Source organism: Caballeronia sp. GAFFF2 (assembly GCF_023631485.1).
Taxonomy (GTDB): domain Bacteria; phylum Pseudomonadota; class Gammaproteobacteria; order Burkholderiales; family Burkholderiaceae; genus Caballeronia.
Genome location: NZ_JALQDA010000006.1, coordinates 144,825 through 159,933 on the forward strand (window position 1 = coordinate 144,825; position 15,109 = coordinate 159,933).

At 61.5% G+C, this 15,109-nt stretch carries 11 protein-coding genes; 4 read left to right on the plus strand and 7 right to left on the minus strand.

The features are described 5' to 3' along the window. Positions 1 to 64 precede the first annotated feature (64 nt). From NCT04_RS03210 to NCT04_RS03240, 7 genes are all read right to left on the minus strand, one after another. A complete protein-coding gene (locus NCT04_RS03210) occupies positions 65 to 2,575 on the minus strand; it encodes a hypothetical protein (protein ID WP_250463447.1) in 2,511 nt (836 codons plus the stop codon). 357 nt (positions 2,576 to 2,932) lie between these two features. Beyond that, positions 2,933 to 3,379, minus strand: coding sequence for a dUTP diphosphatase (dut, locus tag NCT04_RS03215; RefSeq protein WP_250463450.1), 447 nt, complete (start codon positions 3,377 to 3,379; stop codon positions 2,933 to 2,935). After that, entirely contained in the window at positions 3,376 to 4,395 is a 1,020-nt protein-coding gene (locus NCT04_RS03220; RefSeq protein ID WP_244827215.1) for an LLM class flavin-dependent oxidoreductase, read from the minus strand. The genes dut and NCT04_RS03220 overlap by 4 nt, the downstream gene beginning before the upstream one ends. A 4-nt stretch (positions 4,396 to 4,399) precedes the next feature. After that, the gene (gene coaBC / locus NCT04_RS03225; protein ID WP_250463453.1) at positions 4,400 to 5,617 is read right to left on the minus strand and encodes a bifunctional phosphopantothenoylcysteine decarboxylase/phosphopantothenate--cysteine ligase CoaBC; all 1,218 of its coding nucleotides are present in this window, start codon (positions 5,615 to 5,617) and stop codon (positions 4,400 to 4,402) included. Between the two features lie 54 nt (positions 5,618 to 5,671). Next, a complete protein-coding gene (gene lspA / locus NCT04_RS03230; RefSeq protein ID WP_244827217.1) occupies positions 5,672 to 6,178 on the minus strand; it encodes a signal peptidase II in 507 nt (168 codons plus the stop codon). After that, positions 6,178 to 9,009 (minus strand): isoleucine--tRNA ligase, encoded by a 2,832-nt coding sequence (gene ileS / locus NCT04_RS03235; protein WP_250463456.1) that lies wholly within the window; start codon positions 9,007 to 9,009, stop codon positions 6,178 to 6,180. Before ileS ends, lspA begins: the two co-directional genes overlap by 1 nt. 90 nt (positions 9,010 to 9,099) lie before the next feature. After that, positions 9,100 to 10,095, minus strand: a complete 996-nt coding sequence (locus tag NCT04_RS03240; protein ID WP_250463459.1) for a bifunctional riboflavin kinase/FAD synthetase — start codon at positions 10,093 to 10,095, stop codon at positions 9,100 to 9,102. Positions 10,096 to 10,245: 150 nt separating this feature from the next. Here NCT04_RS03240 and purN point away from each other — a divergent pair, with 150 nt between their 5' ends. From purN to NCT04_RS03260, 4 genes are all read left to right on the plus strand, one after another. Further along, positions 10,246 to 10,896 carry a phosphoribosylglycinamide formyltransferase gene (gene purN, locus NCT04_RS03245; RefSeq protein ID WP_250463462.1) on the plus strand — a complete coding sequence of 217 codons (651 nt, stop codon included), beginning with the start codon at positions 10,246 to 10,248 and terminating at the stop codon, positions 10,894 to 10,896. Then, positions 10,893 to 12,206 (plus strand): RsmB/NOP family class I SAM-dependent RNA methyltransferase, encoded by a 1,314-nt coding sequence (locus NCT04_RS03250; RefSeq protein ID WP_244827221.1) that lies wholly within the window; start codon positions 10,893 to 10,895, stop codon positions 12,204 to 12,206. The genes purN and NCT04_RS03250 overlap by 4 nt, the downstream gene beginning before the upstream one ends. Further along, complete coding sequence (locus NCT04_RS03255; protein ID WP_250463464.1) at positions 12,206 to 13,582, plus strand: mechanosensitive ion channel family protein; 1,377 nt, start codon at positions 12,206 to 12,208, stop codon at positions 13,580 to 13,582. Before NCT04_RS03250 ends, NCT04_RS03255 begins: the two co-directional genes overlap by 1 nt. A 227-nt stretch (positions 13,583 to 13,809) precedes the next feature. Beyond that, a complete protein-coding gene (locus NCT04_RS03260) occupies positions 13,810 to 15,006 on the plus strand; it encodes a DesA family fatty acid desaturase (RefSeq protein ID WP_244827223.1) in 1,197 nt (398 codons plus the stop codon). The last annotated feature ends 103 nt before the right edge of the window (positions 15,007 to 15,109 follow it).

Consider the following 15,109-nt stretch of genomic DNA (forward strand, 5'->3'; position numbering starts at 1 on the left):
GTTGAAGACAAAAACGGCGCGGATCGAATCCGCGCCGTTTTTTTTACGCGTCTCGCCCAGATTCCTAGTGATCGAGCGAGATCGGGTTATCCATATAGATATTCAGCTTCTGTCTGGTCCACGGTTCCGGGTTGCCTATGGTCGTGACGATGCCCGTCGTCGCGCCGCCGCCGAGCAACAAGGTGAAGATGCCACGCAGTGGAAAGTCGCCGTAGAGGGGGGTGGTGATATCGAACGGCTCGGAGCGCGTGAACATGTCCGCGACCGTGTTGCCCATGTATTGCGTGAACGCATCCGGGAAAGGCAGCGCAAGCACGGTTGCATTGACGTGGCTCGCATCCGAGCCGATCGCCGGATCGCCGAGAATGCAGCTTCCGCCCGTGCCCCAGTGCTGTGAATCGAACGGGTCCGCGACGGGGTCGTCAACGGTCGGGATGTGGCTGGCCGGAATTTGCCACGGCATCACGGGCAACTTGAGCGCACGACTGACGGCCTTGCAAAAGTCGAAAAAGCGATCCCATTCGCGTGGGCCGTAGCAATAGCCATTTTCGTAGGCGCGCTGAGTGAAGTCATCGGCTTCGTACCGGTCGATAGCCAGAAAGTCGGGCTTGTACGGCTCGTCGTAGACGCCAAGGCTCTGGACGTAGCTCGCCGTCTGCTGCGCCATTTGCGCGGGATCGACGTCGGCCTCGTAGATCCACTCCGAGTAGCCCACACCCCAAAGGTTGATCTGCCAGCCGAAAGTCACCTTGGGCGCGATGGTGCGCGTCAGCCAGTTCACGGCCAGCACATAGCCTTTGATGTCCTCCGTGACGTTTGCGGGAATCGTGGCGGTGACCTGCCAGTGATCGAGCGCGGTCTGCAGCGGCGCGCGTACCGGCATCGCGTAAGTCGGAGCATATTTACCCTGCTCGCATGAGCCGAGGAAGTCAGGATTCACGATGAATCCCGCCGGCACCGGATGCGCGCTGTCGATTGCCTCGTTCGCGATATTGAGCGCCAGAATGTAGTTCGCGAAGCTGTGTGCGTGAGCGTCCGCGTTCGCCAACTGGTCCGGCGTGTCGCCGAGCGACAGGTTGCAGGTGTAGGACACCATTACGGGCAGCACCGGCTGCACATTGCCCAGGTCGTCCTCGACTGAACGGGCGAGCGAGATCGTCGCGCGGGTCTGAGGGTCGTCCGTCAGGTACGTGCTGGCGTCGCCCGCGCCGTCCGTTCCGGCATAACAGAAGATCGAAGTTGCGCGCGCGGCGACGAAATCCGCTTCATTGCTCGGCACGAGATCGGTACAGCCGCCGAACGACAGATAGTTCGGAAAGCCGGGCACGGTGAGATTGGCGGAGGTCGTAATGTTCACATCGAGATGCGCGCTCTCGTCGTTCGTCACGTTGAGCGAGGACGGTGCCTCGACGACATAGACCACGCCCGCGAGAAGGAAATCGCCCGCCGTCGTGCTATAGCTGCCTGGCTGTATCGGAACGGCAAATGCCGTCTGTTGCGACTTGGCGGATACGTTCTGCACATAGGTCATGGAACCGCCCGTCAGACGCAATTCGATCGCATGATCGACCGCATCCTGAGCCGTGATATTGATCGGCAGCTCGACATAGCCCGTGGTGGGGACGTTCGAGGTGGTGATCATCGAATCACTGATCGTCAACGTTTGCAGTGCGTTCGTCAGCGTGACGAGCGGCACCGAGAACGAGTATTCGACATTATTGAGCGCGACGTTTTGAATCGAGACTCGTGCGCTGCCCGAGGGTGGCAGCTTGCGTAGCGAAACGACGCTGTTCGTCCGGGTGTCGAATAATGCGAGCGTCGCGCCGGTCTCGATGTCGTTCACCGTCACATGAAGCGTTTCGGTCGAAAGGCCGGTAAGCGCGCCAAACGAGAGATCGAGCGAACAGTAATATTCGACCGGACCAAAGCTCGCTTTAAGCGACGAGGTTTGACCCGCCACGATCTTGACGGTCGACTGGTCCACGAGCAACGGAGCGAGGACCGTCTCATCGCCCGTGACAACAGGGTTGGCTATCACGCTATACGTGCCTTGTTCCAGTTCGGACGTACACGTCTGGTCATAGCAAAGGACGACGGTGACGGCCGCGTCCCCCTGAGTCAGCGTGAGTGTGGGAAGCACACCGGACAGAGCGGGATCGGGCGCGGCCGGACACGTGATTGACAGGGTTCCTTCGATATCGGGCGACTGGTCCGCCGCGAAGGTGAACGAATTGAGCCACGTGTCGGGGCTGGCTACCAGATTCCCATTGATGCCGATGGTGATCTGATCCGCCGGCTGCATCGTGTAGGACGTGGTGTAGTCGATCGTCACGGTGGCGTCGAAAGTGCCGTCGCCCAGTTGCGAAACGTCTGCGGTAATGTCTCCGATCACGTACACGGCATACGCTGGCGTGATTGCCGTAGCGTCGATATTGGCTGGGGAGTGAAAGTTGAACGCAAGATAGTTGTCGACCGTGACCGCGCTGTCGTCTTCATAGCGCAGGTTGGAGACGATGATCGTGCCGTACCATTCATTGGCGCCCGCACCGACGACTGCATCATATTTGATCTGCATGTTCTTGCTCCATCCGTTATTTCGGCTGGAATCATTATCAATTCGATATACGAAATAATAACGAGCCGATTTGTGAACTTACTTTATTTAAGTATGTACAACGAACTAATTGCAATGTGTCTTGTTTGTCGGCTCCTAGAACAATCAAGATATTGAGAATCTCGATAGCCGCTGCCAGCTTATCGAGGCGTGGTGCCGAACACCTTTAAATCAGTTCGACACCCGATTTATAGGTGGCGGAAATAAATGCCAGAATGGGAGAAATCCGAGATTTGCGCACCGTATCGGGGCGCGCGCCGGGGATGGCGCTCGAATAGAAAACGAATGATCGGGCCGTTGCAGCCCGACCTATGCGGCTTAGTGCTTGCCCGTGCTACCGAAACCACCCGCGCCACGCGCGCTGGCATCGAAATCATCGACGATATTGAACTGTGCCTGCACCACCGGCACGATCACCAATTGCGCAAGACGCTCCATCGGATTCAACGTAAATGCAGTGTCCCCGCGATTCCATGTCGATACCATCAGTTGCCCTTGATAATCCGAATCGATCAGACCGACCAGATTGCCAAGCACGATGCCATGCTTATGACCGAGTCCTGATCGCGGCAGAATTAGCGCCGCATAACCGGGGTCCGCGAGATGAATGGCGAGGCCAGTGGGCACGAGCACGGTTTGATGCGGCTCGATGACCATCGGCTCGTCCAGACACGCGCGCAGGTCGAGGCCCGCGCTGCCAGGCGTGGCATACGCGGGCAGGAAATCGCGCATGCGCGCATCGAGAATCTTGACGTCGAGTTTCATACGTTCTTTTGAGCGTGGCGGCCGAGTTCGAATGCCTCGGCGAGAAGTTGATAGGACCGCGTGCGCGCAGCATAGCTGCCGGCGACTGTAAGGACGATGAGTTCATCGGCGTCGAATTGCTCTTGCAGCGCATGCAGCTTTTCCGTCACGCGCTCTGGCGTGCCGATGATACTGCGCGCTTTCTCATGCGCGATCACTGCGAGCTCGCGTTCGCCGTAGACCTGCGAGATGCCCTGCGCAATCGACGGAATAGGCTGATTCAAACCATAAGCCATTTGCACGCGCCGCAGATCCACCGCGCGTTCGAGCGCATCGGCTTCCTTGTCGGTATCGGCGCAAATCACGAAAACCGCTGCGGCGAGATAAGGCTTCTCCTCGTGGCCGGCCGTGAAACGCTCGCGATAAGCCTCCGCCACGCGATGCCCATACTGCGCGTTGATGAAGTGCGCAAACGCAAAGCGAATGCCGAGTTGCGCGGCGAGCAAGCCGCCGAAATCACTGGAGCCGAGCATCCACAGTTGCGGACGCGTTTCGATCTGCGGCTGAAGCAGCACGCCTTTCGCGAGTGAATCGTCGGGCAGTTCGCCTTTGAAAAGCGCGACGAGTTCGGCCACTTGTTGCGGGAAAATGTCGCCGCGATTGTATGAACCCGCGGCCACCGCCTGCGCCGTGCGCATGTCGCCGCCCGGCGCGCGCCCGACACCCAAGTCCACGCGATTCGGAAACAGCGCTTCAAGCATCAGGAACTGTTCGGCCACCTTGAACGAACTGTAGTAGGGCAGCATGACACCGCCCGAGCCAATGCGGATACGCTTCGTGAGACTTCCGATACGCGCGAGCATCACTTCCGGACACGGGTTCGACACACCGTACAAACCGTGATGCTCCGCGCACCAGTAGCGCGTGTAGCCGAGGTCGTCCGCGAGTTGAGCGAGATCGAGCGTGGCCGCGATGGCATCCGCGGTCGAGTGACCGTGGATCACAGGCGTCTGGTCTAAAACCGAGAGCTTTGTCATGGGCTTAGGAGAGGATCGAGCCGCCGCCGTGTGGCGCGCGTTTCGCTATTTCGCCGATCAGCGTGCGAGCAAGCGTCGCTTTGTCGGCGCGCGGCAAGGGTGTCGCGCCGGATGCTTCGAAGAGCACGACTTCGTTGTCGTCGCGGCCGAACGTGAGCGGACCGAGATTGCCGATCAGAAGCGGCACGTTTTTGCGCTTGCGCTTCTCTTCGCCGTGAACGTCAAGATCGCCGCTTTCCGCCGCGAAGCCGACGCAATAGGGCGGGTTCGGCTGCTTGGCCACCAACGCGAGAATGTCCGGATTCTCGACGAACTCGAATGATGGCAACGGCTGACCCGCGACCTTCTTGATCTTGTGCTCGCTGACATGATCCACACGCCAGTCCGCGACCGCCGCCACCGCGATGAAAATGTCCGCATCGGGCGTGGCCTGCATGACGGCGTCATGCATCTGCATGGCCGTCTGCACGTCTTGCCGAAACACGCCCCAGGGCGTTGGCAGCGAAACGGGCCCCGCCACCAGATGCACGTCCGCGCCGGCTTGCGCCGCCGCACGCGCGAGCGCGAAGCCCATCTTTCCTGATGAACGGTTCGTGACGCCGCGCACGGGATCGAGCGGCTCGAAAGTCGGGCCGGCCGTGATGAGCACGCGCTGGCCGCGCAAAATCTTAGGCTGGAAGAAGGCGCAGATGGCTTCGAACGTGGCTTCGGGTTCGAGCATGCGTCCGTCGCCGACCTCGCCGCACGCTTGCGAGCCCGAATCCGGTCCTAGCACCTCGATGCCATCCCCGCGAATGTGCGCGACGTTGCGCTGCGTGGCCGGGTTTTGCCACATCTGCTTGTTCATGGCGGGCACGACGAGCAGCGGACAATCGCGTGCAATGCACAAGGTCGAGAGCAGGTCGTCGCACATGCCGTGCGCGAGTTTCGCGAGAAAGTCGGTGGATGCGGGCGCGATGACGATGGCATCCGCCTCGCGCGAAAGATCGATATGCGGCATGTTGTTCGGCATGCGCGCGTCCCATTGCGAGGTGTAGACGGGACGGCCCGACAACGCCTGCATGGTGACTGGCGTGATGAACTGCGTGGCTGCTTCCGTCATCACGATTTGCACGGTCGCGCCCGCCTTGATCAAGAGGCGCGTGAGTTCCGCGATCTTGTAGCAGGCGATACCGCCGGTGAGGCCAAGCACCAAATGCTTACCCGTGAGTTCGCTAGTCAACTTGCCTCCATCGATGCGAGACGCACGGCTCTCTGTAAAGCCGCGCCGGAAACATCAGCGCGAACCGCGCACGCGCCGCAGTTCGTCGAACACGAGCAGGACCGCGCCGACCGTAATCGCGCTGTCGGCAAGGTTGAACGCGGGCCAGTGCCACGCGCGCACGTGAAAGTCCAGAAAGTCGATCACGTGACCATAAGCGATACGATCGATCACGTTGCCGATCGCGCCGCCCATGATGAGCGCAAGCGCCGTGCAGAAGAGCCGTTGCGCCGCGTGCTTCTTGAGCAGATAGCCAATCACGACAGCAGCCACCACGCCCAGCGCCGTGAACGCCCAGCGCTGCCAGCCGCCCGCCGCCGCGAGAAAGCTGAAGGCGGCGCCGCGGTTATAGACGAGGAACAGGTTGAAGAAGGGCGTGAGCGCGTGCGGTTCGCCGTAAGCGAAAATCTTCTGCACCGCGATCTTGGTCAACTGATCGAACAGAATGACGATCAGCGCGACGCCGAGCCACGGCGCAAGTGAGCCACTACCGGAAGTTTGTTTCGACATCGTTCGAACCATTATGCCGCGCCCCGCGTTTCGCCAGCGCCGAAAAGGTTGGAGAAGCAGCGGCCGCACAGTCCCGGATGATCCGCGTGCGAGCCGACATCCGCGCAGTAGTGCCAGCAGCGCTCGCACTTGAGATAGCTCGATGCGCTCACGTCCACGCCTTCTTCCGCTTCGCTCGCCACGCGCTCGAGCGCCGCCGATGACGTGATCAGCACGAAGCGCAACGCATCGCCGAGACTGGCGAGCGCGTCATAACGCGCGCCGCTTGCGCGCACGAGCACCTCGGCTTGCAGCGACGAGCCGATCAGATTGGCCGTCCGCGCTTCTTCCAGCGCCTTCGTCACGTCGCCGCGCGCGTTGCGGATGAGCGTCCACGTATCGAGCAATTCGCCCGCATTCGCCACTTCCGGATACGCGTGATAGACCTCGGTGAAGATGGTTTCCTGACCGGGCTTGAGCACCTTGTACGCCTCTTCCGCCGTGAACGACAAATACGGCGCGATGAGCCGCAGCAAGCCATGCGCGATGTGATAAAGCGCCGTCTGCGCGCTGCGGCGCTCGCGTGAATCGGGCTTCGTCGTGTAAAGACGATCCTTCAGCACGTCGAGATAGAAGCCGCCCAGGTCTTCCGAGCAGAACGTGGCGATCTTGGCGACGACCGGGTGGAACTCGTATTTCTCGTAATGCGCGAGCGCGTCGTCCTGCAGATTGCGCGACAGCGCGATCGCGTAACGATCGATTTCGAGCCAGTCTTCGACCGGCAACGCGTTCTTCTCGAAGTCGAAGTCGGACAGATTCGCGAGCAAGAAGCGCAGCGTGTTGCGGATACGCCGGTACGTCTCCGTCACGCGCTTCAGGATTTCCTCGGAGATCGCGAGCTCGCCGGAATAGTCCGTCGATGCGATCCACAAGCGAATGATTTCCGCGCCCAGACGGTTCGCCACCTCGTGCGGATCGACGCCATTGCCGAGCGACTTCGACATCTTGCGGCCTTCGCCATCGACCGTGAAGCCGTGCGTGAGAAGCGCGTCGTAAGGCGGGCGGCCGTCGAGCATGGATGCCGTCAACAGCGACGAATGGAACCAGCCGCGATGCTGGTCCGAACCTTCGAGATACAGGTCCGCCGGAAATTGCAGCGAGTCTTTGTGCGAGCCGCGCAGTACGTGCCAATGCGTGGTGCCGGAGTCGAACCAGACGTCGAGCGTGTCGCGATTCTTTTCGTACATGTTGGCGTCGTCGCCGATCAGCTCGCGCGGGTCCAGCGCCTGCCATGTTTCTATCCCGCCTTGCTCGACGCGCTTCGCCACTTCCTCGAGCAATTCGAGCGTGCGCGGATGCAGTTCGCCCGTTTCCTTGTGCACGAAAAACGCCATGGGCACGCCCCACTGACGCTGACGCGAAAGCGTCCAGTCCGGGCGATTCGCGATCATGCTGTAAAGGCGCTGCTTGCCCCACGACGGATAGAACGCCGTGTTCTCGACGCCTTCCAGCGCGGTCTCGCGCAGCGTCTTGCCGCCGTCCTTCGGCGTCACGTCCATGCCTGCGAACCATTGCGAGGTCGCGCGATAGATGATCGGCGTCTTGTGGCGCCAGCAATGCATGTAGCTGTGCGTGTACTTCTCGGTCTTGAGCAGCGAGCCCGCGCCTTCGAGCGCCTCGATGATCCGCGGATTCGCGTCCCAGATCGACAGTCCGCCGAAAAGTGGCAGCGATTCGATATAGCGGCCGTCGCCCATGACGGGGCTGACGATGTCGGAGTCCGACATGCCGTGCGCCTTGCACGACACGAAGTCTTCCACGCCGTACGCTGGCGACGAGTGCACGACGCCCGTGCCGCTTTCTGTCGTCACGTACTCACCGAGATACACGGGCGCCGTGCGCTTGTAGCCCGGATGCGCCGCCGCGAGCGGATGATGAAACCGCAGGTTCGCGAGCTTCGCACCGGTCGTCGTGGCGATGACTTCGCCCGGCAAGCCGTAGTTCTGCAGGCATGCCTCGACGCGCTCTTGCGCGAGGATGAGGAGGCCGCGCGGGGTACCGACGAGTGCGTAGACGATCTCCGGATGCACGTTCAGCGCCTGATTGGCGGGAATGGTCCAGGGTGTGGTCGTCCAGATAACGATGCCGCCTTCAGCCTTCGGCAACGCGGGCAAACCAAACGCCTGCGCGGTCTTTTCGGGTTCGGCGAACGCGAACAGCACGTCGATGGTCGGATCGGTCTTGTCCTTGTATTCGACTTCCGCTTCGGCTAGCGCCGAGCCGCAGTCGAAACACCAGTTCACGGGCTTGAGGCCGCGGAACACGTAGCCCTTTTCCATGATCTTGCCGAGCGCGCGGATTTCACCGGCTTCGTTCGCGAAGTTCATGGTCTTGTACGGATTGTCCCAGTCGCCGAGCACGCCAAGACGCCGGAAACCGACCTTCTGTTTCTCGATCTGCTCGCTCGCATAAGCGCGCGCCTTCTGCATGACTTCCGTGGCCGGCAGCGACTTGCCGAACTGCTTTTCGATCTGGATTTCGATCGGCATGCCGTGGCAATCCCAGCCCGGCACATAGACCGCGTCGAAGCCCGCGAGATTGCGCGCCTTGACGATCATGTCTTTCAGAATCTTGTTGACCGCGTGACCCAGATGGATGTCGCCGTTCGCATACGGCGGGCCGTCGTGCAGGATGAACTTCTTGCGGCCCTTGCTGGCGGCGCGAATTTTCTCGTAGATTTTTTCGTCCTGCCATTCCTTCACCCACGCAGGTTCGCGCTTGGGCAAATCGCCGCGCATGGGGAACGGGGTGTCGAGCAGGTTGACGGGATATTTCGCAGCAGCTTTTTGTTTCTTGTCGCTCATGTGTGACTCGGTGAATTCGGTGAGACGGCGTCGCCGACGCGCGCAGTGATTCGATGACGGGGCAGCGGGCGGCGCAAGGGCGCCGCGCGCTCACCTAATTCGGTCGGTGGCCGAAATGGCGAAGCCCGTCGCGCCGCTGCCCGCCGCGCTTGCCGGCGGCAGGCCGAAGTAGGCGCGCGCGCTGGCGACGTCCTTCGCGATGGCAACGGAAAGCGTTTCCAGGTCGACGTACTTTTCTTCGTCGCGCAGCTTCTTCAGGAATTCGACGCGCACGAGCTTGCCGTAGGCGTCGCCGTGCCAGTCGAGCACGAAGACTTCGAGCAGCACGCGGCCGGAGTCGTCGACGGTCGGGCGCAGGCCGAGACTCGCGACGGCGGGCAAGGGTTCATCGGCAAGCCCATGCACGCGCACGACGAAGATGCCGGCGAGCGCGGGCCGCTTGTGCGCAATCGGCACGTTGAGCGTGGGAAAGCCGAGATCGCGGCCAAGCTTGGCGCCATGCACGACGTGGCCGCTGATGACGTACGGACGGCCAAGCGCGAGTTGCGCGGCGTCGAGGTCGCCCGAGACGAGCGACGAACGCACCGACGACGACGAAATGCGCGCGCCGTTCGGATGCGCGACGGTTGCCATCTGCTCGACTTCGAAGCCGTGTTTTTCCCCGGCTGCCTTGAGCGATTCGAAGTCGCCCGCGCGTTTGGCGCCGTAGCGGAAGTCGTCGCCGATCATGACCCAGCGCGCGTGCAGCCCGTTCACGATGATGTCTTCGACAAACTTGTCGGGCGGCTGGCTCGCGAACGTGTGATTGAAATGCTCGACCACCACGCGATCCACGCCATTCGTGCGCAGCGCTTCGAGCTTGTCGCGCAACATGGCGATACGCGGCGGCGCGCCCGCCGGATTGAAGAATTCGCGAGGGTGAGGCTCGAAGGTCATGACGCAGACCGGCAGCCCGCGTGCGTCCGCGGCGGCGCGCACGCGCGCGAGCAACGCCTGATGACCGCGATGGACACCGTCGAAGTTGCCGATGGTCAGCGCACAAGGCGACCGGCTTTCGGCATTGGGGAGGCCGCGAAAGACTCTCACGATAGACGTTGGTGGGTGGGCAGGGCTTGCGCCGCAAAGCGTTAGATTATAAACGCTCGCACGCATCGACGGGCGCGCGCGGCCGGATGCTGCGCGCTCGTCAATCGGATTGGCACGATTTTCGCCGTCGCCGAATGATAAAATCCGCGAATGAAAAATATCGTCATTCTGATCTCCGGACGCGGGAGCAACATGGAGGCCGTCGTGCGTGCTTGCGCGCGCGAAGGCTGGCCGGCTCGCGTTCGCGCGGTCGTTTCAAACCGGCCGGATGCCGCCGGGCTTGGCTTCGCGGCCGAGAACGGCATTCAAGGCGTGGTGGTGGATCATCGCGAATTCGACTCGCGTGAAGCGTTCGATGGCGCGCTCGCGCGGGAAATCGATCGCTTCGAACCGGATTGCGTGGTGCTCGCGGGCTTCATGCGGGTTCTGACAAATGCCTTCGTCGAACGCTATTCGGGGCGCATGCTCAATGTGCATCCGTCGCTCTTGCCGAGTTTCGCGGGCTTGCGCACGCATCAGCAAGCGCTCGATGCCGGCGTGCGCGTGCACGGCGCAAGCGTGCATTTCGTGACGCCCGAGCTGGATCATGGTCCGATCGTCGCGCAAGCCGCGGTGCCGGTTTTGCCCGGCGACGACGCCGCCACGCTCGCCGAGCGCGTGCTGGCCGTCGAACATGAGATTTACCCACGCGCGGTGCGCTGGTTCGTGGAAGGGCGTCTTGCCATCGAGGGAGAGCGCGTCGCGCTTCGTTCCTCTGAGCCACAGTGGCTCTTTGCCGACATTGCCGGGGAGGGCGCATGAGGCTGCATGGATTTTTGATTGGTCAAACCGAAACGCTATTGGCGGACGTACTCCGCTTTTCAGGTCCCGCCGATGCCGCGACCAGCCGTTTCTTCCGCGCGCATCCGAAGCTCGGTCACAGCGAGCGCGGCGTGATCGCGGAGGCGGTGTTCGCCGTGCTGCGCCGGAAAATGGAGTTTTCGCATCTGGCCGAAAGCGGCAGCGGCAACCAGGCGCGGCGTCTCGCGCTGCTCGGGCTGATGCAGACTGCCGGTCTCACCGCGCTCAAGCCGCACGTCTCGGCCGACGAATACCAATGGCTCGCGCAGGTATCGAAGATCGATCCCGCGAGCTTGCCGGTGCGCATACGCACGAACTTGCCGCAGTGGATTTACGAGGCCATGGCCAAGCGTTTCGACGCCGAGGAACTCGCCAAACTCGCGGCCGCGCTGAACTATCCGGCGCCGCTCGATCTGCGCACGAACCCGATCAAGGCGAGCCGCGATGTCGTTTTGAAAGCGCTGAGCGAAGCCGGCATCGACGCGGGCGAAATGCCGTTCGCGCCGTTCGGCGTCCGCGTGGACGGCAAACCCGCGCTCACGCGCCTCGCGCCGTTCCAGGAAGGCTGGATCGAAGTGCAGGACGAGGGCAGCCAGTTGCTGTGCTCGCTGATGGCGCCGCGCCGTGGCGAGATGATCGTCGACTTCTGCGCGGGCGCGGGCGGCAAGACGCTGGCGCTCGGCGCAATGATGCGCTCGACCGGCCGTCTCTACGCGTTCGACGTCTCCGACCGGCGTCTCGCCAAACTCAAGCCGCGTCTTGCGCGCAGCGGGTTGTCGAACGTGAATCCGGTGCTGATCGACAGCGAACACGACGCGAAGATCAAGCGCCTCGCGGGCAAGATCGACCGCGTTCTCGTCGATGCTCCCTGCTCCGGCTTGGGCACGTTGCGTCGCAATCCCGACCTGAAGTGGCGGCAATCGCCCGCGACGGTAGCGGAACTCACGCCCAAGCAGCTCTCGATTCTCACGAGCGCGGCGCGCCTCGTCAAACCCGGCGGGCGTCTCGTCTACGCGACGTGCAGCATGCTCGAAGCCGAAAACGAAGGCGTGGTGAAGCAGTTCCTGGAAGCGCATCCGAACTTCCGTGTCGTGCCCGCGCGCGATGTGCTGGCGGAACAGCGCATCGACCTCGACACGGGCGAGTTCTTGTCCTTGTGGCCGCACAAGCACGGCACCGACGGCTTCTTCGCCGCCGTGCTGGAACGCGTGCCCGACGCAAAATCGCCGAAGGCTTCCGCGGCGGAAGACGAAGCGCCTTCCGAAAGCTGATGCCGAACCGCATCCTGACGCATCTTTCCGAACGCCTGTTTCGCGACTTCGGCGAACCGGAGGTGCTGTGGCAGGTTGCGGTTCTGATCGGCCTGCTGGTCGTCGCGTGGTGGTGCGCGCGGCTGCTGCGCAAGCGGCTGGATGCGCGCCGCCAGTCGCGCTTCGAGGCGGTGCGTTTCGGCGCGGAGAGCCTGAACAAAGCGCTCTTTCCGCTGCTCGGCACGGTGTTCGTGACGGCCGCGCAACTGTTGCTCGCGCCGTTCATCCACACCGCGTTCCTGCGGCTCGCGCTGGTGCCGTTGTTGGGCATCACCGTCATCTATCTGATGTTCTACGTCGCGCGCCGCGTGTTCAATCGCGACGGCACCGAGCACGAGGCGGGCGCGCTCCTCTTTCTGTTCGAAAAGCTCGTGACGACCATCGTCTGGGTCGTGATGCTCCTCACCGTAATGGGCATACAGGACGACGTCGTGCGCTGGATGGCGAGCGTGCGCTTCAATTTCGCCAACGCGCACATGACTCTGCTGTCGCTTGCATCGGGCGTGCTGTGGGTCTGCGTGACGCTGATCGTGGCGATGTGGGCCGGCGCGCTGCTCGACGACCGGCTGATGCGCTCCCGCTCACTCGACGCCAATCTCAAGGTCGTGCTCGGCCGCGTTGCGCGGGCACTGATGATCCTCGCGGCCATATTGGTCAGTCTGTCTATCGTCGGCATCGACATTACGGTGCTCGGCGTGTTCGGCGGCGCGCTCGGCGTGGGGCTGGGTTTCGGCTTGCAGAAGATCGCGAGCAACTATGTCTCGGGCTTCATCATTCTGCTCGACCGGTCGCTGCGACTTGGCGACATGATCAACGTGAGCAACTATCAGGGCACGGTCACGCAGATTCGCACGCGCTATACCGTCGTTCGCGGACTCGACGGCATCGAAACGTTGATTCCGAACGAAAAACTCATCACCGACGTGGTACAGAACCATTCGTCGTTTCTGACGCGCGGCAACGCGAAGATTGCCGTGCAGGTGAGTTATCGCTCCGACGTGGAACGCGCGATGCTCCTACTGATGGAAGCCACGCACGATGTCGAACGCGTGCTGCAGGACCCTGCGCCCGCCGCATTGCTTGCCAGCTTTGGCGCTGACGGCATCAATCTAGAATTGAGTTTCTGGATCGAAGATGCCGCAAAGGGCACGGGCGGCGTCAAGTCGCAGGTAAATCGTCGTGTTTGGCGGTTATTTTGTGACAACGGCATTGAAATCCCCTACGCGCAACGCGAGATAAGGATTGTTGGCGACGCGCGCAATGCACCAGTCGATACGGTAGGAAATGCCGAAAGGCGCGGCGATGACGCCGCAGGGCCGGCCGGAGCCCCGGTTTGATGCTCGATCCGTTGATTTGGATCGAAAACAGGCATTAAATCGGCGCGTGAGTTTTTGCGCGTTTTGTTACCATACAAGAAATTCTACCTTTACGACAAAGACTTGGAACGCATGCAGTAGAATGCGATCGAACTTGCGCGCGTTTCTTTCATGTGCCCAACACGGTGTTCAGCGTCATTTGCACCGGCCATTTTTTCCGAATTTCACAGCTAGATAGGTAAATTGCCTTGCTGAATTCTTCTCTCGAATTTCTCGCCAACGGATTGCTCGACTTTTCTTGGTGGCAGATCATTTTGTTCACGCTCGCGATGACGCACGTTACCATCGCTGGCGTCACGATCTATCTGCATCGCTGCCAGGCGCATCGTGCGCTCGACCTGCATCCGATCGCGAGTCACTTTTTCCGTTTCTGGCTCTGGTCGACCACCGGCATGCTGACCGGCCAATGGGCGGCGATCCACCGCAAGCATCACGCGAAGTGCGAAACCGAAGAAGATCCGCACAGCCCGCAAACGCGCGGCATCTGGAAGGTGTTGCTCGAAGGCGCCGAGCTTTATCGCGTCGAAGCTAAAAACGAAGAGACCATGCGCAAGTTCAGTCACGGCACGCCGAACGACTGGCTCGAACGCAATCTCTACACGCGTTATCCGATCCTCGGCATCAGCATCATGATGGTTATCGACGTCGCGCTGTTCGGCATCGTCGGTCTGTCGGTCTGGGCCGTGCAGATGATCTGGATTCCGTTCTGGGCAGCTGGCGTGGTCAACGGTCTTGCGCACTGGTGGGGTTATCGCAACTTCAATTCGGCCGATGCCAGCACGAACATTTTCCCGCTCGGTATCCTGATCGGCGGCGAAGAGCTGCATAACAATCACCACACGTATGCCACGTCGGCGAAGCTGTCGAATAAGTGGTACGAGTTCGATATCGGCTGGCTCTATATCCGCATGTTGTCGGCTGTGGGTCTCGCCAAGGTGAAGAAGGTCGCGCCCACACCGCGTCTGGCGGACAGCAAGTCGGTGCTCGACAACGACACGCTGCAAGCCGTGCTCGCGAACCGCTACGAAGTGATGGCGCGCTACGGCAAGGCGCTCAAGCGCGCATACGCACAGGAACTGTCGAAGCTGAAGGAAGCCGGTGCGCGCGAGAAGTATCAGTTGATGCGCGGTGCGCGCAAGTGGGTTCATAAGGAAGAAGACGGTCTCGACGAGCCGCAGCGCAAGCAATTGCCGGAACTGTTCTCGGACAACCAGAAGCTGCGCACGTATATCGAAATGCGCAAGGACCTGTCGGCAATGTGGGACCGCTCCAATGCGTCGCGCGAGCAACTGCTGGTGCAATTGCAGGACTGGTGCCACCGTGCGGAAGAGAGCGGCATCAAGGCTCTGCAAGACTTCGCGATGCGCCTGCGACGCTACGCCTGACATCGCGATATCCGTTAAAATTTGACGACGTCACAAGACCCCGCTCTGGCGGGGTCTTTGTTTTTGGGCGGCGGATTTCGCGTTTTGTCGCGGCGCTGGGTTT